The sequence below is a fragment of the Paenibacillus jamilae genome (genome assembly GCF_050482105.1).
Classification (GTDB): Bacteria; Bacillota; Bacilli; order Paenibacillales; family Paenibacillaceae; genus Paenibacillus; species Paenibacillus jamilae_B.
In genome coordinates this window covers 125,505-148,232 of record NZ_JBCNHI010000015.1, presented here as the reverse complement: position 1 = coordinate 148,232, position 22,728 = coordinate 125,505, and the positions used below count along the sequence as shown (strand labels likewise).

The following is a 22,728-nucleotide window of genomic DNA, read 5'->3' as shown; positions in this document are numbered from 1 at the left end:
CCACAGTAAAGTGAATCGTAATGTTATTGGGCAGAAAAACCACCGTCAATCACAAGCTCCGATCCCGTAATGTATGAAGATTCGTCCGAAGCCAAAAACAAGGCAGCGTTAGCTACATCGTCAGGTCGACCAAGTCGCTGCAATGGAGTCGCTTGAATTAAGTGGGTAAGCATTTCCCTGGATGTGCTGAGCGCTTCAGTCATTGGTGTCTCAATAATGCCCGGAAAAAGCGTATTTACACGGACTCCAGCCCGTCCGAACGTTGTTGCCGCAGCCTTCGATAAAGCACGTACAGCACCTTTTGAAGCGGAATAATGGTTAAATCCCTGACCAATTTGAGCGGTGTAAGAAGAAATATTAATAATAGCGCCGCATTTTTGGGCAACCATATACGGGGCTACATGCTTAATACCTGCAAACGGACCATACCCGTTAATCGTCATCAGTTTATGCCAGTCATTTAGGTCGATATCCTGGTATCCTTTTTCAGATGTTATTCCTGCATTGTTAACTAGAATGTCAATTTTACCGAATTTAATGTTTACTTCTGCGGAAAGAGCCTTCCAATCCTCGTCAGAAGAAACATCCAGTTTCATTCCGTACACATTCGTTTTCTTACTAGCCCGTTCAAGAGCTTGATCATTGATGTCAGCAGCAATAACTATAGCTCCCTCCTCACTGAAGAGGTCAACCATTCGTTCTCCTATCCCTGATCCTCCGCCTGTGATAATAGCAACTTTACCTGCCAGTCTATTCATGTTGATATCTCCTTTTAATCATTATCAATCTGCTCAAATCTTATATATTCAGACATATTATTTAGACATCTAAATATTTGATATCTAAATTATATCCCTTTTATACTCAATATACAACTGCTGCTTTATCCCAATCTTATGGTATGAAAGGGAATTCCGTGCTATATAGAACGAAGGTTTTTTGCTTGTCTGAATCGGCTACACTTAATTGGACAGTAAAATGGACGTATCATTGTGTATAATTTCGATTCAGTAACTTTTCGCTCAAAACACCATTCTTTACGATTCATTACTATACAAAGTAAAAAAGCCTTGATTCATCAGTGTTTCTAATGAGTCAAGGCTTCTGCTTCTTTTGTTATTGATTTCAATGGCCTGTAGATACATCTTTCATAGCATTTGGATCATGTTTATACTTGAAGCTTACAGCAAAAATAATTGCAAGTACGAGTGTATATGCTCCAAAGGTTAGCCAAATACTTTGCCAATCTTTCACACCCTCCACCGTGAAATAGTCTACAACCTTTCCACTTGCGATGGCGCCTACATACGCTCCGATTCCATCAACCATGGCTAAAAATAAGCCTTGCGCACTTGCGCGAATACGAGGATCGACTTCTTTTTCTACAAAAATGGCTCCAGAGACGTTAAAGAAATCAAATGCACAGCCGTACACAATCATGGATAACAGAAGGAAAGTGAATCCTACACCAGATGGGTTACCATATGCGAAAAATAAAAAACGTAATGTCCAAGCCACCATACTAATGAGCATAACCTTTTTAATTCCAAAGTTACGTAAAAAGAATGGGATGGCAAGGATAAAACACACCTCAGCAATCTGTGATACCGATAATAAGATAGATGGATACTGTACGACCAGGCTATCTTTAAATTCAGGATTCAGTCCAAAATCATGCAAAAACGGATTACCAAATGTATTGGTTATTTGCAAGGCAACACCTAGAAGTGTTGAGAAAAGAAAGAATATAACCATTCTTTTCTGTTTGAACAGTACAAACGCATCCAAGCCTAAAAGACTAATCCATGACTTTTCTCTCTTATCGTTAGAGGTCGGGCAATCAGGCAGCGTAAGTGAGTATAGGGCTAACAAGAGCGAGATACTCGCGGCTATATATAACTGAACGTTGCTTAACTCAAATCCGCTAAGACTAACTACCCACATGGCAATAATGAACCCGATTGTTCCAAAAACGCGAATGGGTGGGAAATCCTTTACTGTATCCAATCCCGCTTTCTCAAGTGCAACGTATGATATAACATTTGTCAAAGCACTTGTTGGCATGTAAACCAACGAATTGAAAAATATCACCCAAAACATAGTCATTGGATCTGAAATGTGTGCTGCTATTAATAAAGAAATGGCACCTAGAACATGGAATATTCCATATAATCTATTGGCTTTAATCCAACGATCCGCAATAATGCCTGCAAGACTAGGCATGATGATCGCGGCTAATCCTTTTGAGCTATAAACAATTCCAACCTGAGCACCTGTAAAATGCAATGTATTGATCATATACGAGCCTAGCGTAACAAGCCATGATCCCCAAATGAAAAACTGAAAGAAGTTCATTATTCTCAGCCGTGTTTTCATTGCCATTTTTTATGTCCCCTTTTAGCTTGAATATTCAAGTTGTTGTGTTATTACTCTTCCGTCAATCCCTCTATCGGACACCTCTTGGAAGGGCTTACATTTTGTTATTCATAGTTTAATAGATAAAATCATTAAAGTAAAGAACTAAATATATATTTTATAAAAAGTAATAAATTATTTATAATAAATGACTTATAATATACATATTAGTTTCAGTCTTTTTTTATAAAATAGTAAAAGTTGTTTCTTTTCAAACCAAATGACCTCCGTAGGAGCGGAAGTTATTTGGTTTAATTCGTTTAATCCAAGTGTTGGATTAGCACGCTACAACGTTTATCTTTTTATGATTAACTCATGCATAAAACTGGTACCGTGGTCTGGCAATTCAACTCCAAAGTTGTCAGCAATGGATGCTCCAATGTCTGCAAACGTTTTGCGAAGAGGCAGCTCTCGGACTTCCGAAAACGCCTTGGAGTAGATGAGTAGCGGCACATATTCCCGTGTATGATCGGTTCCATGATGAACCGGGTCATTTCCGTGGTCCGCAGTCAATATAAGCAAATCCTTTTCGGTAAGCTTTTCCAGCAGTTCTGGCAACCGGGCATCAAATTCCTCCAGTGCATTGCCATACCCTTTTGGATCTCGACGGTGACCAAAAAGGGCATCAAAGTCAACCAGGTTTAAAAAGGACAAACCCGTAAAATCCTTCTGTGCAACCTGAATAAACTTGTCCATTCCATCCATGTTGGATACCGTTCGAATCGCCTCGGTCACGCCTTCTCCATCATAAATATCCGAAATTTTCCCTACAGCGATTACATCCAGAGCAGCATCCTTTAATTCATTCATGACCGTCCGGGAAAAAGGCTTCAGTGCATAGTCATGCCGGTTAGCCGTTCGTTTAAACTGTCCCGGCTCCCCTACAAACGGCCTGGCTATGACTCGGCCAACCATATAATCACTGTTTTTGGTCATTTCGCGTGCCATTTCACAGACATGGTATAACTCATCCAGCGGTACAATCTCTTCGTGAGCAGCAATTTGCAGAACGGAGTCTGCTGATGTGTAAACGATCAAGGCCCCCGTTTTCATATGTTCCTCCCCAAGCTCATCTAATATTTCAGTGCCACTGGCAGGTTTATTTCCGATGATTTTTCTCCCTGATTTCATTTCAAGTGCTTCAATTAAAGCGGCAGGGAAACCATTCGGAAATACTTGAAAGGGGACGTCTATACGTAACCCCATGATCTCCCAATGCCCTGTCATCGTGTCCTTCCCGTTAGAGGCTTCCTGCATTTTGGTCCAAAAAGCCACTGGGCGATTAGCTTTTGGTATTCCTTGAATCTCTTTAATGTTGGACAATCCAAGTGCAGCCATGTTAGGCATATACAGTCCATTCATTTTTTCTGCGATATGCCCCAACGTATCTGCCCCCTCGTCTCCAAAAGCCGCAGCATCCGGTGCTTCTCCAATACCAACTGAATCTAGGACAATTAAATGAACACGTTGAAATCGTTTATTCATATATCAATCTCTCCTCTCAACACGCACCTTTGTTTTATCTGAAGCATTATTTTTATATCCAGGCAGCAGTAATACGACACATAAAAGAGGACAGCTTCACTACCAAGTGAAGTTGCCCAATGAATTCATAAATTCTCATATTTAAAAAAAGTTATTTAATGAGAAAATTTGTATCCATCAAAGACTTTTAAACCTTCTTCATTGAGTATTTGTTCAACTAATTCAGGTCTTTGAGGGCTTTTCTCAAATACTTCATTACATGCGATCATGATGTTGCTCCCAGCGATTTCAGCTAACTGGTCATGTGATACGCTGTATACTATTTTGCCCAGATTAGACCACACCATGGCGCCAGAACACATTACACAAGGTTCACAACTTGTATACAAAGTGTATTCGCTCAAATCAAATACATTGTTTTCAGAACAAAACTTCCGGATTAAACCGATTTCTGCATGATGCGTTGGATCACAAAACGTATTAATTTTATTTTCCCCAACCATTACAACTTCTTCCCCTTTGACCAAAATTGCACCAAAGGGCTCATTTCCTTCTTTTCGGGCTTGTAGAGCAACCTCAATTGCCTTTTTCATAAAGATTTCATCTTTGTTCTTCATTCTATATGCCTCCCTAATCTGTGATTATTATCTAGCTAAGGACGTTTCAAATGGTTAAGATGTCCTTTTTATTTTTTTTCAGTAATTTCGGTAATGATATTCCAATTAAGATGAGAACGATCCCTACATATTGCGGAACACCAATGTGCTCATTCAGGACAAAGACAGACATTAATAAGGCTGTTGGAAGCTCCATTGCCCCTAATATTGATGCTATTCCTGATCCCACTAACGGAACACCTTTGGAGAAAAGCAGTGTGGAGAGGAAGGGACCGACAAAAGCTAAAACAAACCCATATTGTACAGCCAGTTGTAATAGAAGCTTTCCGTCTGTTAAAAACGTTGGAGGTAAAATGATCGAACAAACGAGCAGACCTCCGGTAGTCATGAAAGCTGTCTTCATCATCGGATTTGCTTGCACGGCGACCCTACCACTAACGATCATAAAAATAGAATAAGATAGTGCTGCAAGCAGACCAAATAAAAAGCCAAGCCAATGAACGGCAGAAATTCCAGTCGAATAAATATTAGTTGCGCTTATCGTTCCGATTAGCAAAGGAATAATGGATAGTAGCTTTCCCTTTTCAGGAATTCTCCTATTGAAAATCGCCTCTAGCAACACACCGATCCATGTAAACTGGAAAAGAAGTACAATCGCCAAAGAAGCTGAAATATATTGAAGTGAAAGATAATAAAACATTCCTGTAAGCCCCGTTGTAGACCCTACAGTGACCAATAATATTATTTCCCTTTTACCTGGCGTTACAAACTTTTTCTGTTTTGTACTCTTCGTGCCCTTAGTAATAAGCACTCCGCCCCATAATAATATCGATCCTAAGAAGAGCTGTATCCCAACAACATCATTAACGATAAAACCATCTTTATAGGCTAATTTCACAAAAGTCGATAATAAACCATAACAAATCGCACCTAATATGACATATATATACCCTTTCATAACCCCGCCTTTTTCTTCATCGGATTTTATCTAATTACTAAACCTTCTCTACAATTCCTTTAACCAATGAAATGAATTTCTCTCTTACCAAAGCAGCTACCTCAATCACCTCATCGTGGCTTAGAGGTTGATCCAGAATTCCGCATGCCATATTAGTCAAGCACGAAATACCTAGTACCTTCATACCTGCGTGGACAGCCACAATCGCTTCCGGTACAGTTGACATACCGACAGCATCGGCTCCCAACGTACGAATCATGCGAATTTCAGCCGGTGTTTCATAAGCAGGACCACTCCACCAAGAGTAGACGCCTTCGCGCAAAGCTATATTATGTTCTTTGGCTACTTCGGTAGCAATTTGACGCATTTCAAGATTGTATACTTGTGAAAGATCAGGAAAACGAGTACCAAGTTCATTATTGTTAGGTCCAATCAATGGATTCGTACCTACCAAATTGAGATGATCCGTAATTAGCATTAATTCACCAGGTTTAAATTCTTTATTAACGGCGCCGCAAGCGTTGGTGATGAGCAAGTTTTCTACACCTAGGGCCTTCATTAAACGCACCGGAAAAGTCACTTCATCCAAAGAATAGCCTTCATAGTAATGAAAACGTCCTTTCATTGCGACTACAGTTCTCCCCTTTAATTCGCCAATGACCAATTCGTTGGCATGACCTACCGCTTCAGATTTTGCAAAGTGAGGAATTTCGCTGTAAGGTATCGTGAAAGGGTTTTCAATTTCGTCAGCCAATGTTCCTAAGCCAGACCCCAAAATCATCCCGATCGTCGGACGATATGATGTTTTACTCATGATAAAATCTCTAGTTTCCAAAATATCTTGCACGTTATGCATATTTAGTTCCTCCTAAAATAATTTGCTGTAAGCTATCTGTAACAATCACTTCAACTTGCTGCTCCAACAGCTTTCATTGATTAGTGTAATAGCTTAGCTGCCTTTTGTAAATAACTATTTATCATTTATATAAAAAGATCAATCGATTGTTAAATTATTTATCATTATATACAGTTCTTTTTATACGAATCAACAAAAGTTAATTCATATTTTCTTCATGAGCTCAACGCTTCTTATCTAAAACATCCAAAATTGTACAGATTTAATAAGCAGAGTAGATATATCATCAAAAAAGCCCGATAATAATCGTAGCTATATATTTATGTCTGAAAACAACAGCATGTATTAAAGATCAAGGGGAAGTTATATGTTAAATAAATTTGAAGAGTTATCATCACCCAAAGCGAAAAACTTAAAACTGTTATATAGCTTAGTTCGTAAATTAGGTCCTGTAACCATTAACACGTTAGCTGAACACACTGGTTTTAAACATGTAACATGTGGGCGTTTACTTGACGAACTTGTTGCAGAAGACCTTATCTATGATAGTGGGATTGGAAAATCAAGTGGTGGACGTAAACCTCTGGCCTATGTCATCAAACCGGACGCTTACAACTTGGTTGGGGTTGAGATTACAAGCTTATACACAACTGTCTTGCTGCTTGATTTGAAGCTAAATATTATAGGTGTCAAAAAATTAAAGATGACCACTGAATGTACTGGAGAGTACACATTAAATTATGTAGCAAAGTGCGTTGAGGATTTACTGGCTGAGCATAACATTCCTAGGGAGAAATTGTTGGGCATTGGCATTGGAGTTCTCGATTCGTTTGATCCGGCAATGGGGGCTATTGCACATCCCCAGCTTTTCCCGGCAGGTGGATGGGATATAAATATGATTGAATATTTAAAACATAAAACCAACACTCCTGTATTTCTGGAAAATGGGACCAACCTGGCTGCACTAGCTGAATATCGTATGAACTTTTGGAAGGAAACAGACAATTTAGTTTTTGTGTCCAGTGATATTGGAATTCGATGCGGTACTATTTTTCAAGGCAGATTGGTCAGCAGAAAAAGAGATATGGATGATACCTTTGGGCATATCATCATTGATATTCATGGTCGACGTTGTTCTTGTGGCTCATATGGGTGTCTCCAAGCATACAGTAGTTTGCCCGCTATTCGTGACGAAATGGTTAGGCTCATGAAACGTGGCAAGCCTTCAATACTTACGACCGAAGTTAACGATTTCGAAGAAATCAACTTACACCATATTTTATATGCTTTAGAGCAAAATGACGCACTCTGTTTAGAAGTTGTTGAGGATGCGGCTTATTATTTTGGTGTGGGTCTCAGTAATCTAATTTTTCTGTTACGTCCTGAGATCGTGATTTTCGGAGGAACTCTAGTACCAAAACCGCGTTTCTTTGAGGTAGCAACTAAAACAGCACAGGAGCGATTACAATTTTATCCTGATAGTCATGTTCAAATCATTAAGTCCACTGAAGCTTACAATATTGTGGCTCAAGGAGCTGGTTGTATGGTGCTGGATTATTTCACTGAAGAGGTACCTGTTTAGCATTTAGTCATCGATTCAAGTTCTTATCCACGCCTGAGATGAGAACTTGAATCATTCAAAACAAAAAAAAGACGAGCCAAGCGACTCATCTTTTTGAAGTGACTGTTTATTTACGTACGACGGCATAGCCTTTATTCTTCAGTAAGAAAAGCCTTGATCCATCGGTACTTCTGATGAATCAAGACTTCCACTCTGTTTCAAACATGGATTGCAAAAAATCTCATCAATTAATTACATTTGCCTCAACTATAATGGTTACTCACAAGTTCTATGAGTAATGGCTATACTTGAGATAAAAGTTATTCTTACCTCCCTAAAATTTCTAGTTATAAGTGATACTTTCTTGCTTTATAACTGAGACTTATCCTCCAACAATAACATAATCACACCCTAATATGATCACTCGTCATTCTATAACTGTGAAGAGAAATGAGAACCAGTAGATTCCTTTTAGCTACTGGTTCTACCTGAACCGCAACAGCGACACAACATCCGTTTGAGTAAACTGTAGGCGATCTGCCCGGCTAAAAAAGTCTCAGCATATACCAAAAAAAGTATAGCCAAATTCGTCTCATGTATTACCGTAACTCATACCTGCGTCAATATGCCGGAAGTGTATTCAATTAAGATATCCTTTTTCACGAGCATATTTGATTGTATTTCTAATCCGACACTGAAACTCCATTGGTGATTTAACCTTTCCGATATAAATTTCTATCGTATTAATCCCACCGAAAATAGCCGTAAATAGCTGATCGACTCCACAGCCCGTAGCAGTTATTCAATCAATCTTTACCTCTAAAAATTTTCTCCCGCTGGATTGATGGCTGAACCGAAACATTGTTATCTCCTGACTACAATCAATCATTTTAAGCCCATTATCTTCAAACAGGCATTCAGCATATCCTTGTTTTTATAGATTACAACAGTAATCTCCTGTCGTGCTCTCGTTAGCATTTGGTACAGCATTTTGTCCATACGATAGGGAGGTACCCCCACTTCTCTAGTAGACAAAAGCTGCCCAGAATCGTTGTATAAAAACGCTCGTTTATTACAACGACAACTTTATCAAATTCTTGTCCAATAACATGATGAGCGTTTCAATTTCCCACTGAGTACTTATCAATTGCGATCCCCTTGGTTTTTGTACACTGCGGCTTTAACGCAGCCCCGTTGTTTCTTTGCACTCCACCTAGGCGACATTCTTTAGCTTGGCGTATTGTTGCAGGTGTAAGGCTTTTGCCGAAGCCCAACCGCCGATGACAAATTGACATCGGACAATTTGTCCGTTATAATCAAAACCAAAACGGACAAACTGTCCGAATTTATAATATGAAGGGTGAAACTGGGATGTATATCAAAAGGTTGTATTTTTTACCTGTAGGTGAATGTTTCCTAGATCAATCGGCAGTTAATCAAACCCTTGCCCCCGGGAAATTAGTCGGAATGCCTGTGTGGTCTTTTCTATTGGAAACGACCAGCGGGCCGATACTCATCGATACGGGAATGCCCGACGCTTTTATCAACAATCCCGATTACTACAAGGGGACTAGACGTGAAGGGCGCGTCGTCCCCAACATGTCTGACGGCGACTCGATCGTAAATGTGTTAAAGCGTGTCGGTTATCGACCTGACGATATTCAAATGGTCATTAGCTCCCATTTACACTTGGATCATTCTGGGGGAAACGGGCATTTCCGCAATACGCCGATCCTTATTCAAAGGGCCGAGTATGATGCGACCATAAACAATGAGGATTACTCTCCATTAGAGTGCAGGCTGCCTGATTTACAATATCAAATCATTGAGGGTGACCATGAATTGATTCCGGGGGTTCAAATTTTATTCACTCCGGGTCATTCCCCTGGCCATCAATCAGTCCTTGTCACAACGGAAAAGTCGGGTCCAGTGCTACTGACAATTGATGTTGCTTATACTCGGGAGAACTTCGAGAATAGCGTACCGTTCTTGACATTCGATCAAGAGATGGCTACCAAATCGATTACTCGCATGCAGGAGTTAATTCAGGATGTTCGGCCGTCCTATGTTTTCTTGGGGCACGATAGAGATCAGGCGCAAAAATGCCGCACCTTTCCTGACTTCCTGTAATGGAGGGACAGGCTATGGATACTCAATCAATGGCTTTATCCGGCAATGAGCGGAAATTAATGGGGACCCTTTGCTTGCTCATTATTTTCGGAAACATCAATATGACCATGTTTAATTTGTCTATACCTTCGATTTCCGCTGACTTTGCCCTGACCTCCTCGCAGGTGAGCTGGGTTATGGTCGGTTACAGCATTTTGATGGCTATCGGCGCCGGTACTTACGGCAAGTTAACGGAGTCCTTTTCCTTTCGCCAGCTGTATGTCATTGGTTTAATCCTTTTAGCTTTCGGCTCTATGATCGGCTTTTTTGCAGCTTCATACTTGCAAGTCATCATTGGAAGACTGCTGCAGGCAGCAGGGGCCTCATCCATCTCTCCCCTGTCTTATGCGGCAGTAACCCTGTATTTTAAGCCTACAGTCAAGGGACGGGTGCTGGGAACCTTATCCGCCACAATTGCCTTTGCTTTCCGGCTTCGGGCCTGTGTTCGGCGGTTTCGTGGAGCAATACTTTGGCTGGCGTGCTTTGTTCATCGTGTCCAGTCTGAGCCTATTTGTTATCCCTATGATATTCAAGTATGTTCCTGACAAGAAACACGACCGCGGTTCATTCGATTTACTCGGAGCTGTTTTGTTCTCCGCGGGACTGGCGTTGGTATTGCTAGGAGTTACGAACTATTGGTTTATGCTCATTGCAGGAGCAGCAGTTTTTCTATGGTTCGGTACTCATATTCAGAAAAAAGAACATCCATTTATCGATGCATCTTTCATGAAAAATGCTCCTTACCGACGAATTCTAGGGATTGGATTCCTTACCTTCATATGCAACACGGGGTTAACCTTTACTCTTCCTGTCATGATGAAGAATTCCTTTCATTTACCAACTAGTAAAATCGGTCTGCTGATGCTTCCCGGTGCCGCCTGTGCAGCCTTGCTCGGATCCCGGATCGGAGGTTGGACAGATCGTTTCGGAAGCTCCCGCGTGCTTGTCATATCGCAAAGTCTCGTCATCAGCGGATTTATACTACTAGGGGTATCCGTACATTTGCCGCCATGGATCGACGCTTTATTGATCATTATCCTTATGATTGGATTCAACGGTGTCCTCACCTCTAGCAGCAATTTAGTTTCGACGACACTCCGTTCGGCTGAGCTGGGTGTGGGGATGGGTATTTTCACACTGGCCTATCTCCTAGGCGGAGCATTCGGCCCGGCTCTGGTCGGCCGACTGATTGATCTAAAGATGCCTTTTTTTGTTGTTTATTTTACCATTTCCCTGTTGGCAATCCTGACATACTTATTCGCAAGAAAAGCAAATCCTAGCGGAAGCTATGGTAATTAGTTTGGTAGACTTACAACATGTCGGAAAGATACGGAGGATGAATAGATGAGTAAATTAAATTTCCAACTGTCCTTTGCTGCTATTCATGAGCTGGCCGAGGGGATCCGAGCAAGGAAAATATCCCCGGTAGAGATTACAGAACATGCGCTTCACCGCATCGAACGTTTGAATCCGAAACTGAACGTTTTCGTTACCCAAACGTCCGAACTGGCGATTGAACAAGCGAAGCAATCGGAACGCGATATTATGCATGGTCGGTACAAAGGGCCCCTTCACGGGATTCCCATCGTTCATAAGGATCTATATTACACTAAAGGGATCCGAACAACTGCCGGTTCAAAAATATTGAACAGCTTCGTCCCCGATTACGATTCGACGGTTGCAGCTAAGCTACATGAGGCTGGAACAGTTCTGCTAGGCAAAGTACAGACTCACGAGTTCGCTGCGGGATTGACAACAACTAGCCCGCACTTCGGCCCTTGCCTCAATCCGTGGAACACTGAACTTGTAACGGGAGGTTCAAGCGGCGGCTCGGCTTCTGCTTTAGCGGCTGGACTTACTTATCTGGGCACAGGCTCGGATACCGGAGGTTCGATCCGCATACCCGCTGCTTTGTGCGGTGTCGTAGGGATGAAGCCGACGTATGGTCGGGTCAGTCGGTATGGTATCATTCCAATGGCCTGGTCATTGGACCACCCGGGCCCGTTGACCCGCTGTGTCATGGATGCGTCCCTGTGCTTGGATGTGATGTCTGGCTTCGATCCAAAGGATGAATCGACTGTCGATCTGCCTGCGCCAGGTATCAAGATGTATCCGAATGGTCTTAGGGGTGTGCGTATCGGATTGCCGACAAGCTACTATTACGAGGATTTGATGCCGGAAGTGGAAGCTGCGATGAAGGCCGCTATCAATAAATTCCGAGAACTGGGAGCAGAAATCATCGAAGTTAGCCTGCCCCTGATCAAACATGTTAGAAGTGCGACGATGGCCATTATGATGACGGAAATGTACTCGTACCACGAGAAGTGGCTTGAGACAGAATTGGAACAGTATGGACCGGACGTCCGAATGTTTCTTGAAAGCAGTAGAGATATCCCGGCTTCCATTTACCTTCAGTCTCAGCGGGCCCGGCAACTAATCGTCAATGATTTTTTGAATGCATTGTCCGGAATCGACATCTTGTTGACGCCGGCAACACCGATCACTGCGCCGCGTGCAGATGATGATGCTAGTGTATTCAGATTGAACTCATTTACGGTTCCGACCAATTTGACTGGCTTGCCTAGCCTGAGCATGCCTTGCGGCTTCTCACCTTCCGGTCTGCCGATTAATATGCAATTGATTGGCCGCCCCTTCGAAGAAGCGACAGTACTAGGTATCGGCAATACTTATGAAATGAATACAGACTGGCACAAGAGACATCCGGATTTGTAAGCCTGACTATATTTGATGGAGGGTAATCTATGGATCAAAAGCAACTTAACTCTGAAATTAGCAGGAAAGCATCAACCGAAACCGGAACAGATACGACGAGCGACAAGAAAAAAGCATACGAGCAGTTTATTCATACGATCGCAAGTTTAAAGGAACTGGACCTATCGGGCATTGAACCGCATTTGCCTCCAATTTACAAAAAGCACTATACCAAGAAATAAAAAAAAGCTCATCGGTCACCCAAATGAATGTATTTTTAATTTTTCACGAAATGTATTATAATTATGAAGACGGACAACATGTCCGTTTTTCGTGTTAAATAACAGTTAAATTAATGATGAAGGGAGATGTTTATGGTGAATTCAGAATCGCAATCTGTCTCTCTGAAAATTCCCAGAGAGGAGTTAAACCGAAGACGAATTTTGGGGGCGGCTAGAGAACTTTTCATCAAAAACGGTGTTGAAAATGTCAATATGCATCAGATTGCGAAGACTGCTGGAGTAGGACAAGCAAGCCTATACCGCCGCTACTCGGATAAGGGCGACATATGTCAGGAGATCGCGTATGAAGAATACCAACCTTTGTTTGATGAAGTTCAAGCATTTCTTGATCAATCCCCAGAAACCGCTGCCTTGGATCGGCTTTACCATGTAATCGTAAGATATGTCTCTTTTTTAGAGGCGAAAGTTCCTTGGCTCTGTGAGGTCAGCCGGGCCTCTACCGGGCATCGTCCGTTACAATCTCCGTTATGTCAATGGATGCGCAATATAAGCAGAAATCTGCTAAATGAGGCCGTTGAACAGGGAGACGTATCCGGGGTGGACATTTCATATACTATTGAAGCCCTGCTGGCCGTGCTTCACAATATCGATTACCCTCTCCAAGATGAAGGCTTTACAAGCCAACGAGTTCTTGATGGATTACACCGCATATTTATTGAAGGTTTAAGAGCTAATAGACATTAATTGAGGGGCTGGCCACAAAGCCACATAACATGGATGAGGGATGGTCCTGCGTAACTCCTCTTTTTATCTCATAATGGTATATTGAATGTACAAAGAAACCATATCCTTTCAAATGGTCGGGTGGTACCTCCATTTTACCCAGGAACGGTTTCTTATTGTTTTACAATTGGAGAACAGGACGTCCCTAGTCATTTTTATGACTTATGGGACAACCCTTTTTTTCTGCCAATGGCTGCTATGCGAATTGTCCAGATCGGACTTCCATGGCACGCTCTCCTTATTCGGTCTTCTTATCATCAGCAGCGCTCTTTCGTCTACTTCCTGTAGGCTTCGTAGCAGCAGGCTTAGTAGCCTGAGAATCCATGGAGAACAAGCAGGTTTTCATCTTATGTATTCCAATATTGCAGTTGAAGAGATTTGTACAGCACTTGGGGATTTTATTAAAATTTAGTCTATCTTTCTCCTTACGGATATACAGTAATACTTCGGGCATTTAATAGCTACATTTAGATCAAGAATTTCCACATAATTAGCTTGTGAGCAGCGCATTACGTAACTGGATAAAGCTTCACCTGATGATGGTATAGGTCGAATTCCAAGACAGATTAATCTTCGCTTGTTTCAGTGTGTCTACTGTCAAATAAATATTCTGATAATTGGAAAAATCATTATCATAACCTTTTGAAGTCGATAGGCTTCCTTGATGATCAAATGTAAATAACCGATACGGCCTTGACAATAATAATGCAATAATTGAGAGAGACCTGTTGCTATGTCGTGCCACCCCATGGGTACCGGGGTTGAATGGCTTCTTCGTTCTACTAATCTATGTATTGTTGCTTTCGATACACGATATTTATTTAAGTAGTCCCTTTCAAGACTTTCTTTTAATATTTCAATTTGCTTATCAGTAAGATGGACAAGAATAGTATCCAGTACAATTCCTTGCCGTTCTGGATGGCAAATTGTCATCACTTTGTTATCTTTCTTCCTGTGTATCCTCTTCCTTTATTTGATATTAATCCCTCAAGTCCTCTGGATATCGATGCGTTTTCGTATTTTCTATAATTTGCCAAAAGGTGCATAATAGTTGCCCTGGATCCGCCATACTTTTTCACACAATTTTAGAGATTAACTCTTCTTGCTTAAGTTTAAACACTTCTTCATCCTCATGAAGAAGTTCCTTATATTTATCATTAAATTTTGACACGGCTTGAATATTACCATTCTTTATCTTTTCGAGTAAAATCAGCGGCTGTATCAGATCAAAACGTTTACTGACCTCGTCTCTTTTTTTCGGATCTAATTTTGCAAGTACATTATCGTATGACTTCTTCTCTTGTTGCTTCTCAAGTTTCATCGAGGCTTCCGGTACAAAAGTCGGGTGATTCACTAAATCAGTAAAAATTTTTTCTACTTGGGGGTTCACCTGTGTGTGTTTAGTGATATTATGCTACGGGATGAAATAACCTCGTTGAGATTGGTGATTAATGTTCCTTTTGCGATGAGGTGATAAATCAATCGTTTAATTATGAGGGGAACTGTATTGTTTACGAATGTGGAGGCAAGATGGTCAACTGGACAAGACCCAAATACACTGAAGTCGATAGATAACAGGGTTATACCATTGTGAATAGTACTTTCTCTCTTTTAAAAAACCTTTCAAAAACTTAAGGTTACGGGACAGAGATATCGGAAGTGTTTTTGCGAAAACTACTTGATATACCCAATCCTTTTTTGATGCGAATGTTCTACAATATTTATTACACAATTCTGTTCGATCATTGTTTCGTTCTTCTTTGGGCTCCAGTTTTATTTGATAAAGTAATGGAATATGCCCTTGCCTAAAAACCAAAACATCAGGAACATGGAACCATTCATGCCCTTCCTCAAAGATAGACACTTCAACTGGTTGTACATAATAACGAATCACTTCTGTATCCAATTCGAGATAGTAGTAAAAGAGACGTTCGGATAATGACTCATACTCAACGGTTCGTTTGTTTTTCTGACTAAAAAAACCAAACCACCTTTACGAAAATTATAAATTATGATCCTTATTTTGAATTTGATATCAATAACACCCTATGTTCGCATATATAGGATATATATAGTAAATAGAAACACAAAAAAACCAATAGAAACAAGGGGTTTTGTTTCTACTGGTTTAAAAATGTCTCAAACATATACCCAAAAATGTCTCAGTTATCAACCAAATCAGTCTCAATTATTACCGTTACTCACAAGTCCTTCAAAAACTCATTAAATCTTATAAGCCTTCATCGCTTTTCTTAGCTCTTTGAATGAAGGTCGTTTGCCATACATTAAGACACCCGTGCGATAAATCTTAGCGGCCAGCCAGCCAAATAATAGGATGGAAGCAACTAGAATGGCTAGGGATAGCCAAATTTCCAGTAGACTCGCCCGTTCCAGCCCGATGCGTAGCAGCATGACGGTCGGAGAAAAGAACGGAATGTATCCCGCCACCTTAATGAAAATCGTATCAGGTGCGGCAATATTGAAGATTCCGATGTAAAAGGCTGCCAGTGACAGCACGGTAATCGGCATAATGGCCTGCCCCAATTCCTCAGTACGGCTAACAATGGAGCCCACTGCGGCGAACAGCACTGCATACAGAAAGTAGCCGAGGATGTAAAATATGAGACCATAGCCGAGCACCGCGATGTTCAGCTGCGACAAATCCAGTCCGACCGAGCTAAGAATTACATTATTATGCGGCAGCATGAGGTTGGCACACATAACGGCTGCGAAAACGGCAATTTGCAGCAGACCTACCAGGAAGATGCCAATAATCTTCCCAAACATTTGGGTCAACGGCGACACGCTTGTGATGAGGATCTCCATGATCCGTGAGCTTTTTTCCGATGTTACCTCTGCGGCGATCATATTCCCCGTCATCATGGAAGAGGTGAAGAATAAAATCATCAATACATAGACCAAACCATAGTTAATCATGGAGGTCGCTTTTTCCTCTTTCCCCGCAGGTCCCCCTGCCTCAGACGGACTGTCTACTTCCCTGCTGTTCACCGTTACAGGCGTACTAATTTCCCTGATTTGGTCGCTGGTCAACGATTTGTCACCCACAATAGCCTTGACCTTTGCCTCCTGAAGTCCCGTTTGCACCAATGTGATTACAGCCGGAGATGGCTCTTTTGCTACAGAGACGTATTCCACTTTAGGAAACGTGTCTCCCTTGGCGGCAGGCTCCGTGAACTGCACGTAACCATGTAGCTTCCCGTTGTTCAAGGCTTGCTGCATTGCCGGCGCTTGTACACTGTCATAACGTACCCAAATGGCTGCCGGGTTGGACTGCTCCTTGGTGAATCGCTCCAACTGATTAGCCACTTCTGTCTGGTTCCCGGCAATCAGACCCAAGCGTTGGTGTTCGACTGCCGCCGTGCCGGAACCTCCGGCCCCTTCTCCTTTAAACAAAGAAATCAAATACGGCAGATTCATGCCCAGCGTAATGAGCAAGGCCAATACCAGTGTCGTAATGATAAAGGATTTGGTCCTCGCCTTCTGACGAAACGTAAATCCGATTACCGTACCCAATCTATTCATGGGAATCCCCCACCTCTCTTATGAAAATTTCGTTGAGCGTAGGTCCCTTGATCTCAAAATGCTCCACATCCGTTTGCCCCAACGCTGTTTGCAAAATTAACTTCGCCGCATCCGGCTGCTCAATATGCAGCATCCAGCCCCGATCCATATGCTCTACACGGCGCACGCCAGGCAGCTGCTCCAGTCCATTCACTTCACCAGTAGTGATGAGGCGAACTTTTTCACGTGGGTAGCGGCCCTTAATCTCTTGCACACTTCCCTGCACTACAGTATTCGAGCGATGCAAAATCGTAATATGTCGACACAGCTCCTCTACATGCTCCATGCGGTGAGTTGAGAATAAAATCGCAGCACCTTCATCCCGCAGCTCCTTCACCGTCTCCTTGAGCAATTCGACGTTCACCGGGTCCAGCCCACTGAAGGCCTCATCCAAAATGAGCAGCGTTGGGCGATGCACAACAGCCGCAATAAAACCCATTTTTTGCTGATTTCCCTTGGATAGCTCCTCAATCCGCTTGTCGTAATATTCTGGTACTCCAAAGCGTTCCAGCCAGTAGCGTAGACTTTTGTCTGCTTCCTTGGCCGACATTCCGCGCAGCCTGCCCAAATAGTTAATTTGCTCGCTCACCTTCACCTTGGGGTACAGTCCACGCTCCTCGGGCAAATAACCCATCGTCCGCTGAAGCTCCTTGCTGTAGGGCTTGCCTTCATATTGGATGCTTCCCCCGTCAGGGTAAATCAGACCGAGCACCATGCGCATCGTTGTCGTTTTGCCTGCTCCATTACCTCCCAGCAGTCCGTAAATCTCACCGCCGTTTACATTCAGCGATATTCCGTTTACCGCCGTATGATTCCCATATTGCTTCACGACCTTTTCCAATTGCAGCATGCTCATGATTGCTTTACCCCTTCCTTCTCCATGAATGTATCTGCATTCGCTGATAGTTGTCCCGCAGACCAATGTATTAAAATATCATCCAGCTCCAGACGCCGCACCCGGATGGGTCGAATACCTGCTTGTTCCAATATGGCACTGGTCTCCCCGGCAGCCAGCGTTACGATTCGTTGCAGATTCCCTTCACTCTCCGTCTCTACAACCCCCGGGAGCTCCGATGCCTCCTCTGGTGTACCTTCAAACCATATTTCCTTGCTATTCTCGAGCAGATGGTCTTTTTCCAGCTTGCCAAGCAGCTTACCATCATGCATCAAGACAATATAATCCGCCAAACGCTTGATCTCGTCCATGACATGGGTAGCAATAATGATCGTCGTTTTGCCGTTCTCCATACAATCCCGCAGTTCCTCCAGCATGAGTTTCCAGGCAAAAGGATCTAAACCCGATGAAGGCTCATCCAGCAGCAACACACGAGGGTGCGGCGCCAGGGCAGCCGCCAGTTCAAACTTTCGGCGCTGTCCCTTGGACATACGTGATAATTTCGTATGTGCTGGAACCTGAAAGCATTCCATTAGACGCTGAAAACGCGCTTCATCCCAGCCGGGATACCACAATGCTCGAAAAGCCGCTGCTGCCTCTGCCGTTAATCGATCCTCTTCGCGAGCCGGCTGTTCTGGCATATACCCAACCCATTGTCGTGTATCTGCCGGCATGCCGTCAGGATATGCTTGACCGAACCAGCGAATCTCACCGGCATCCGGATGAACAAGCTGAGTCAGCAAATGAATCAATGTGCTTTTTCCTGATCCGTTATGTCCAGCCAAAGCGACCACATATCCTGGTTCAACCGTTAGATTAATCGGTCCAATATTCCGGTTCCCTCGGGTTTTATAGACCTGGCTCATCTCAATAATTGGTGCTTTCCTCTGTATTTGCGTAGGAACTTCCACATGATTGTTCACAGCTGTCACTCCTTCACCTGGACTACTTCATACCTTCTTTTCACCATTTCTGCAAAAAGCTCCAATAATTCCTGCTCTGTCATCTGTACAGCGATGCCTGTGGCAATCGCCGTTTCCATTGCCTCAGTCACCGCTTTAAGGCGGTAGCCTGAGCGCATATCATCCTCAACCAGAGCTACGAAGGTGCCCGTTCCCTGCCGGGTACGTAGCAAGCCTTCGTTCTCCAAATCCTGATAAACCCGCCGGACCGTGATTACACTGCAACGGAGCGTTCCCGCAAACTCACGAATGGAGGGAAGCAGCGTTCCCGCTGCAATCTGTCCGGTTACAATGAGCGAACGAAGCTGCTTTTCAATCTGCGCATACAGCGGTTCCGCACTATTCTCATCAATTTGCACTGGAATATTCACCTGCTTTCCCCCCTTTTTGTTGTTATTTTTGTACACATACGACTAAGTTAAGTCCCGTTTCATGAGCTTACGCTGTGTCACCCGATAGGACACTGACATAGCCAGAACTCCTGCTAACAATGCTCCCCACATCACCGGAGATAACAGCAGCCATTCCTTACTGTAAGATGCCGTTATCGATACCAGATTGGTCCCACATGCTCGAACTATAATCGTAACTATTCCGCACATGATCATGATCACAATGGATAGCCAGAAGTACTCTTTTCCTTTTTTCAGAAATTCCAAATGAATATAAATAGCTTGAATGAGCATTCCGTAGCCTATCCAGGTCAGAGCAAACGATGCAAAGAAACCTGTGCTGGCATATACCCGAAGCGTACCTGACAACGTAAACAAAAGAGCAAAAAATATCACACTATTCACAACAAATGCCAACACCGCCTGTTGAATTCGACTTATAATCACTGCTTTCATCGGTATAGGCAAGGTGCGGAAAAAGGCTAACATGTGCGTATAAGAATCTTCCTGTAAATATTTGAACGCTCGACGGTTATAAAAGAACCCCAAAAACGGAATCAACGCCAGCATGATGAAGTCAGCTACTGGACTCAAGGCCGCATGCTCACCCCATTGCACACTTACCGCAAAACTCATGGTAAATCCCAAATACGCAACAAACAGCAACGTCCATAGTGCTGCATATGGATTCTTTTGAAAATCCTGACGGGTAATCATCCATGCCTGCTTCATGATCGTCATTTTCTTATCCTGATCCCTTCTGCACTGCCTGTGTAATAACATCCTCGTTCGCTCTTCATTCGAAGTGTTATAACAGTGTTCAGTGTTATTACTGTATATATCTTTATACACAGTATATAAACCAGGATTTACCGTTGTCAACTACCTGAACAAAATTGTGCGTACAATCACAATAGCTCGTTTGGACCTATGCTACTCTGTAAATGATAAACGTTCTCAATCGAGGGGATGAGCAATTGGATAAAATACTGCATTGGGATGAGTCCATATTTAACCTTGTTAATCGTTATCCTGAAGTGAAAGACATTATGGTAGAACTGGGTTTTCACGATATTGCCAAGCCCGGCATGCTCCAAACCGCAGGACGTTTTATGACACTGTCTAAGGGAATCGCGTTGAAGAAAATAGGTATGGAAACTGTGCAGCAGGCGTTTATGCAACATGGTTTTACCATTCAAAAATAAAGGAGTTAACGATCATGAGCGAGCTAATTAACAACCGTGAACATACAGCACAGGAATTAACAGAGCGTCAAAGAACACTGAAGGAAATTATAAAAGAGCTACATGCCGGGAAAAGCGTGGAGGAAGTCAAAGCTCGTTTTGCAGAGGCAGTTGGCGGAGTAAGCGTGGCAGAAATTTCAGCGATGGAGCATGCCTTGATGACCGAGGAGGGAATCCCGGTGTCAGAAGTCCAACGCCTCTGTTCCGTTCATACGTCGATATTCAAGGGTTCTATTGAGGATATACACCGTCCTTCGGGACCGGAGGAACAACCCGGGCATCCTGTTCACACCTTCAAGCTGGAAAATCGTGAGATTGAACGGTTAGTCAACTTTAAGCTGGCACTTCATGCAGAGCAATTTCAAAAGGACGACAGTCCTAAGATTATATACAAGCTGCTGGAGGATTTAAGTCTGCTAATGGATCTCGACAAACACTATAGCCGTAAAGAAAATCTGGTCTTTCCTTATCTAGAACGTTATGGAATATTCGGCCCGACCAAAGTAATGTGGGGAGTGGACGACGGCATTCGCGCCGCAATCAAGGATGCGAAGAAGCTGCTCACCGAATATAACGGAGATCGTGAACAGATTGGGAAGGCACTTGCCCATATCATGAGCGAAGTGAATGAAATGATATTCAAGGAAGAGAATATTTTGCTGCCGATGGCACTCAGTAAGCTGACCGAGGATGAGTGGCTGAAAATAGCCCGGGAAAGCGAGGAAATTGGTTTCTGCCTGACCGCTCCTGAACGTGAATGGATACCTGAACGGGCAGAAGACCCTATAGAGGCCCTTGAGCAAACAGAAGACACTTCCACTTCGGGTACTCCGCAAGGGTTCGTACGCTTCGAGACAGGAATTGTATCTGTACAACAATTGGAACTGCTGTTAAATCATCTGCCTGTAGACCTGACCTTTATCGATGAAAATGATGTTGTTCGCTATTTCTCTCACGGTAAAGAACGGATCTTTGCCCGTACAAAGGCCGTCATTGGCCGTACCGTACAAAATTGCCATCCGCCGCAAAGTGTGCATGTCGTTGAGAAGCTGCTGGAGGATTTTAAGGCCGGTCGCAAGGATGTTGAAGATTTTTGGATTCCAATCAAGGACAAATTTGTCTACATTCGCTACTTTGCCATTCGTGATGGCGAAGGACGCTATCTGGGGACGCTAGAATTCACACAAAATATCGCTCCTATTCGCGCCTTGGAAGGACAAAAGCGTATTCTATCCGAATAGCAGCCAGCCGTAAGCTACCATGTTCAGATTTTTGCCGCCCATATTTATAATATGCTGCTCTACTATAAGTTTGGCCCCCAGCCTCTCGTAAAAAGTACACGCTGGGTTATCTGCCAGCACCCACACCATGACAGAGTGAATATCCATACTATCAAAATGTTGAAGCAAACGCAGAAATAGTCTCTTGCCGAGCCCTAAACTATGGTATTCACTCAAAACATAAATAGCCATTATCTCTCCCCCATACGGGGGATATTCCCCTGACTTTTCCGGGCCTCCACTCACAAATCCGACAATTTCTCCCTTCTCATTTTCAGCCACATATACGAGATGACCGTCATTAGTAGATAGATTCGCATTCCACAGCTCTGTTCTTTGCTCATAGGAAAGCCGCTCCAGAACCTCGGCAGGCATGATATCTTTGTACGTCGTTCTCCAGCAGTCTACGTGCACCTTGGCAATATCTTCGGCATCTGATATCATCGCTTCCCTGATCATCATGTGATTTCCACTCCTAGTTTCCAATATTGTGCCTCCTATTATACTGACGATCCGAATCTCGAGCTATGATCTATAACAAGAAGCTCATTGTTTGGTGAAGCGGATATGCCGAC

At 43.0% G+C, this 22,728-nt stretch carries 23 protein-coding genes; 9 read left to right on the top strand and 14 right to left on the bottom strand.

Annotated elements, in window-relative coordinates:
* Positions 1-23: 23 nt before the first annotated feature.
* From ABEW32_RS12950 to ABEW32_RS12925, 6 genes are all read right to left on the bottom strand, one after another.
* Positions 24-758 carry an SDR family NAD(P)-dependent oxidoreductase gene (locus ABEW32_RS12950; protein ID WP_430188242.1) on the bottom strand — a complete coding sequence of 245 codons (735 nt, stop codon included), beginning with the start codon at positions 756-758 and terminating at the stop codon, positions 24-26.
* Between the two features lie 367 nt (positions 759-1,125).
* Positions 1,126-2,382: a nucleoside permease gene (locus tag ABEW32_RS12945; protein WP_430188241.1), complete on the bottom strand. Its 1,257-nt coding sequence runs from the start codon at positions 2,380-2,382 to the stop codon at positions 1,126-1,128.
* 327 nt (positions 2,383-2,709) lie between these two features.
* Entirely contained in the window at positions 2,710-3,900 is a 1,191-nt protein-coding gene (gene deoB, locus ABEW32_RS12940) for a phosphopentomutase (RefSeq protein ID WP_430188239.1), read from the bottom strand.
* Between the two features lie 155 nt (positions 3,901-4,055).
* Entirely contained in the window at positions 4,056-4,517 is a 462-nt protein-coding gene (locus ABEW32_RS12935; protein WP_430188237.1) for a nucleoside deaminase, read from the bottom strand.
* Between the two features lie 46 nt (positions 4,518-4,563).
* Positions 4,564-5,475, bottom strand: a complete 912-nt coding sequence (locus tag ABEW32_RS12930; RefSeq protein WP_430188236.1) for an EamA family transporter — start codon at positions 5,473-5,475, stop codon at positions 4,564-4,566.
* Positions 5,476-5,512: 37 nt separating this feature from the next.
* Positions 5,513-6,331: a purine-nucleoside phosphorylase gene (locus ABEW32_RS12925; protein ID WP_430188235.1), complete on the bottom strand. Its 819-nt coding sequence runs from the start codon at positions 6,329-6,331 to the stop codon at positions 5,513-5,515.
* Between the two features lie 367 nt (positions 6,332-6,698).
* On the opposite strand from ABEW32_RS12925, the gene ABEW32_RS12920 reads away from it, so the two are divergent.
* The 7 genes from ABEW32_RS12920 to ABEW32_RS12890 all read left to right on the top strand — a co-directional run bounded on the left by ABEW32_RS12920 (position 6,699) and on the right by ABEW32_RS12890 (position 13,759).
* Positions 6,699-7,913, top strand: a complete 1,215-nt coding sequence (locus ABEW32_RS12920; RefSeq protein WP_430188234.1) for an ROK family protein — start codon at positions 6,699-6,701, stop codon at positions 7,911-7,913.
* Positions 7,914-9,263: 1,350 nt separating this feature from the next.
* A complete protein-coding gene (gene aiiA / locus ABEW32_RS12915; protein WP_430188493.1) occupies positions 9,264-10,022 on the top strand; it encodes a quorum-quenching N-acyl homoserine lactonase AiiA in 759 nt (252 codons plus the stop codon).
* Positions 10,023-10,036: 14 nt separating this feature from the next.
* Entirely contained in the window at positions 10,037-10,606 is a 570-nt protein-coding gene (locus tag ABEW32_RS12910; protein ID WP_430188233.1) for an MFS transporter, read from the top strand.
* Positions 10,584-11,360: an MFS transporter gene (locus tag ABEW32_RS12905; protein ID WP_430188232.1), complete on the top strand. Its 777-nt coding sequence runs from the start codon at positions 10,584-10,586 to the stop codon at positions 11,358-11,360. Before ABEW32_RS12910 ends, ABEW32_RS12905 begins: the two co-directional genes overlap by 23 nt.
* A 45-nt stretch (positions 11,361-11,405) precedes the next feature.
* A complete protein-coding gene (locus ABEW32_RS12900; protein ID WP_430188231.1) occupies positions 11,406-12,794 on the top strand; it encodes an amidase in 1,389 nt (462 codons plus the stop codon).
* Positions 12,795-12,823: 29 nt separating this feature from the next.
* Positions 12,824-13,015, top strand: a complete 192-nt coding sequence (locus ABEW32_RS12895) for a hypothetical protein (RefSeq protein WP_430188229.1) — start codon at positions 12,824-12,826, stop codon at positions 13,013-13,015.
* A gap of 132 nt (positions 13,016-13,147) precedes the next feature.
* Positions 13,148-13,759, top strand: coding sequence for a TetR/AcrR family transcriptional regulator (locus ABEW32_RS12890; RefSeq protein ID WP_430188227.1), 612 nt, complete (start codon positions 13,148-13,150; stop codon positions 13,757-13,759).
* 636 nt (positions 13,760-14,395) lie between these two features.
* Here ABEW32_RS12890 and ABEW32_RS12885 read toward each other — a convergent pair.
* The 7 genes from ABEW32_RS12885 to ABEW32_RS12855 all read right to left on the bottom strand — a co-directional run bounded on the left by ABEW32_RS12885 (position 14,396) and on the right by ABEW32_RS12855 (position 20,370).
* Complete coding sequence (locus ABEW32_RS12885; RefSeq protein WP_430188226.1) at positions 14,396-14,731, bottom strand: hypothetical protein; 336 nt, start codon at positions 14,729-14,731, stop codon at positions 14,396-14,398.
* Between the two features lie 142 nt (positions 14,732-14,873).
* Positions 14,874-15,188: a hypothetical protein gene (locus ABEW32_RS12880; protein WP_430188224.1), complete on the bottom strand. Its 315-nt coding sequence runs from the start codon at positions 15,186-15,188 to the stop codon at positions 14,874-14,876.
* An 833-nt stretch (positions 15,189-16,021) separates the two neighbouring features.
* The gene (locus tag ABEW32_RS12875; protein WP_430188223.1) at positions 16,022-17,341 is read right to left on the bottom strand and encodes an ABC transporter permease; all 1,320 of its coding nucleotides are present in this window, start codon (positions 17,339-17,341) and stop codon (positions 16,022-16,024) included.
* Positions 17,334-18,236 (bottom strand): ABC transporter ATP-binding protein, encoded by a 903-nt coding sequence (locus ABEW32_RS12870; protein WP_430188222.1) that lies wholly within the window; start codon positions 18,234-18,236, stop codon positions 17,334-17,336. The genes ABEW32_RS12875 and ABEW32_RS12870 overlap by 8 nt, the downstream gene beginning before the upstream one ends.
* Positions 18,233-19,198 carry an ABC transporter ATP-binding protein gene (locus ABEW32_RS12865; protein ID WP_430188221.1) on the bottom strand — a complete coding sequence of 322 codons (966 nt, stop codon included), beginning with the start codon at positions 19,196-19,198 and terminating at the stop codon, positions 18,233-18,235. Before ABEW32_RS12865 ends, ABEW32_RS12870 begins: the two co-directional genes overlap by 4 nt.
* Positions 19,199-19,203: 5 nt before the next feature.
* Positions 19,204-19,608, bottom strand: coding sequence for a GntR family transcriptional regulator (locus ABEW32_RS12860; protein ID WP_430188219.1), 405 nt, complete (start codon positions 19,606-19,608; stop codon positions 19,204-19,206).
* Positions 19,609-19,650: 42 nt separating this feature from the next.
* Complete coding sequence (locus ABEW32_RS12855) at positions 19,651-20,370, bottom strand: hypothetical protein (RefSeq protein ID WP_430188491.1); 720 nt, start codon at positions 20,368-20,370, stop codon at positions 19,651-19,653.
* Positions 20,371-20,606: 236 nt separating this feature from the next.
* Between ABEW32_RS12855 and ABEW32_RS12850 the strand changes: the two genes are divergently transcribed.
* Together ABEW32_RS12850 and ABEW32_RS12845 are read left to right on the top strand one after the other, a co-directional pair.
* Complete coding sequence (locus tag ABEW32_RS12850; RefSeq protein WP_430188218.1) at positions 20,607-20,834, top strand: DUF1858 domain-containing protein; 228 nt, start codon at positions 20,607-20,609, stop codon at positions 20,832-20,834.
* Between the two features lie 14 nt (positions 20,835-20,848).
* Positions 20,849-22,114 (top strand): DUF438 domain-containing protein, encoded by a 1,266-nt coding sequence (locus ABEW32_RS12845; RefSeq protein ID WP_430188216.1) that lies wholly within the window; start codon positions 20,849-20,851, stop codon positions 22,112-22,114.
* On the opposite strand, the gene ABEW32_RS12840 is transcribed toward ABEW32_RS12845, so the two are convergent.
* Entirely contained in the window at positions 22,103-22,615 is a 513-nt protein-coding gene (locus ABEW32_RS12840; protein WP_430188489.1) for a GNAT family N-acetyltransferase, read from the bottom strand. The two genes, ABEW32_RS12845 and ABEW32_RS12840, sit on opposite strands and share 12 nt — an antisense overlap.
* Between the last annotated feature and the right edge of the window lie 113 nt (positions 22,616-22,728).

Bases quoted from the DNA above. Each gene is read 5' to 3' on its own strand.
- ABEW32_RS12950 (WP_430188242.1), bottom strand. From the start codon at position 758: ATGAATAGACTGGCAGGTAAAGTTGCTATTATCACAGGCGGAGGATCA.
- ABEW32_RS12945 (WP_430188241.1), bottom strand. From the start codon at position 2,382: ATGGCAATGAAAACACGGCTGAGAATAATGAACTTCTTTCAGTTTTTC.
- deoB (WP_430188239.1), bottom strand. From the start codon at position 3,900: ATGAATAAACGATTTCAACGTGTTCATTTAATTGTCCTAGATTCAGTT.
- ABEW32_RS12935 (WP_430188237.1), bottom strand. From the start codon at position 4,517: ATGAAGAACAAAGATGAAATCTTTATGAAAAAGGCAATTGAGGTTGCT.
- ABEW32_RS12930 (WP_430188236.1), bottom strand. From the start codon at position 5,475: ATGAAAGGGTATATATATGTCATATTAGGTGCGATTTGTTATGGTTTA.
- ABEW32_RS12925 (WP_430188235.1), bottom strand. From the start codon at position 6,331: ATGCATAACGTGCAAGATATTTTGGAAACTAGAGATTTTATCATGAGT.
- ABEW32_RS12920 (WP_430188234.1), top strand. From the start codon at position 6,699: ATGTTAAATAAATTTGAAGAGTTATCATCACCCAAAGCGAAAAACTTA.
- aiiA (WP_430188493.1), top strand. From the start codon at position 9,264: ATGTATATCAAAAGGTTGTATTTTTTACCTGTAGGTGAATGTTTCCTA.
- ABEW32_RS12910 (WP_430188233.1), top strand. From the start codon at position 10,037: ATGGATACTCAATCAATGGCTTTATCCGGCAATGAGCGGAAATTAATG.
- ABEW32_RS12905 (WP_430188232.1), top strand. From the start codon at position 10,584: ATGATATTCAAGTATGTTCCTGACAAGAAACACGACCGCGGTTCATTC.
- ABEW32_RS12900 (WP_430188231.1), top strand. From the start codon at position 11,406: ATGAGTAAATTAAATTTCCAACTGTCCTTTGCTGCTATTCATGAGCTG.
- ABEW32_RS12895 (WP_430188229.1), top strand. From the start codon at position 12,824: ATGGATCAAAAGCAACTTAACTCTGAAATTAGCAGGAAAGCATCAACC.
- ABEW32_RS12890 (WP_430188227.1), top strand. From the start codon at position 13,148: ATGGTGAATTCAGAATCGCAATCTGTCTCTCTGAAAATTCCCAGAGAG.
- ABEW32_RS12885 (WP_430188226.1), bottom strand. From the start codon at position 14,731: ATGACAATTTGCCATCCAGAACGGCAAGGAATTGTACTGGATACTATT.
- ABEW32_RS12875 (WP_430188223.1), bottom strand. From the start codon at position 17,341: ATGAATAGATTGGGTACGGTAATCGGATTTACGTTTCGTCAGAAGGCG.
- ABEW32_RS12870 (WP_430188222.1), bottom strand. From the start codon at position 18,236: ATGAGCATGCTGCAATTGGAAAAGGTCGTGAAGCAATATGGGAATCAT.
- ABEW32_RS12855 (WP_430188491.1), bottom strand. From the start codon at position 20,370: ATGACGATCATGAAGCAGGCATGGATGATTACCCGTCAGGATTTTCAA.
- ABEW32_RS12845 (WP_430188216.1), top strand. From the start codon at position 20,849: ATGAGCGAGCTAATTAACAACCGTGAACATACAGCACAGGAATTAACA.
- ABEW32_RS12840 (WP_430188489.1), bottom strand. From the start codon at position 22,615: ATGATGATCAGGGAAGCGATGATATCAGATGCCGAAGATATTGCCAAG.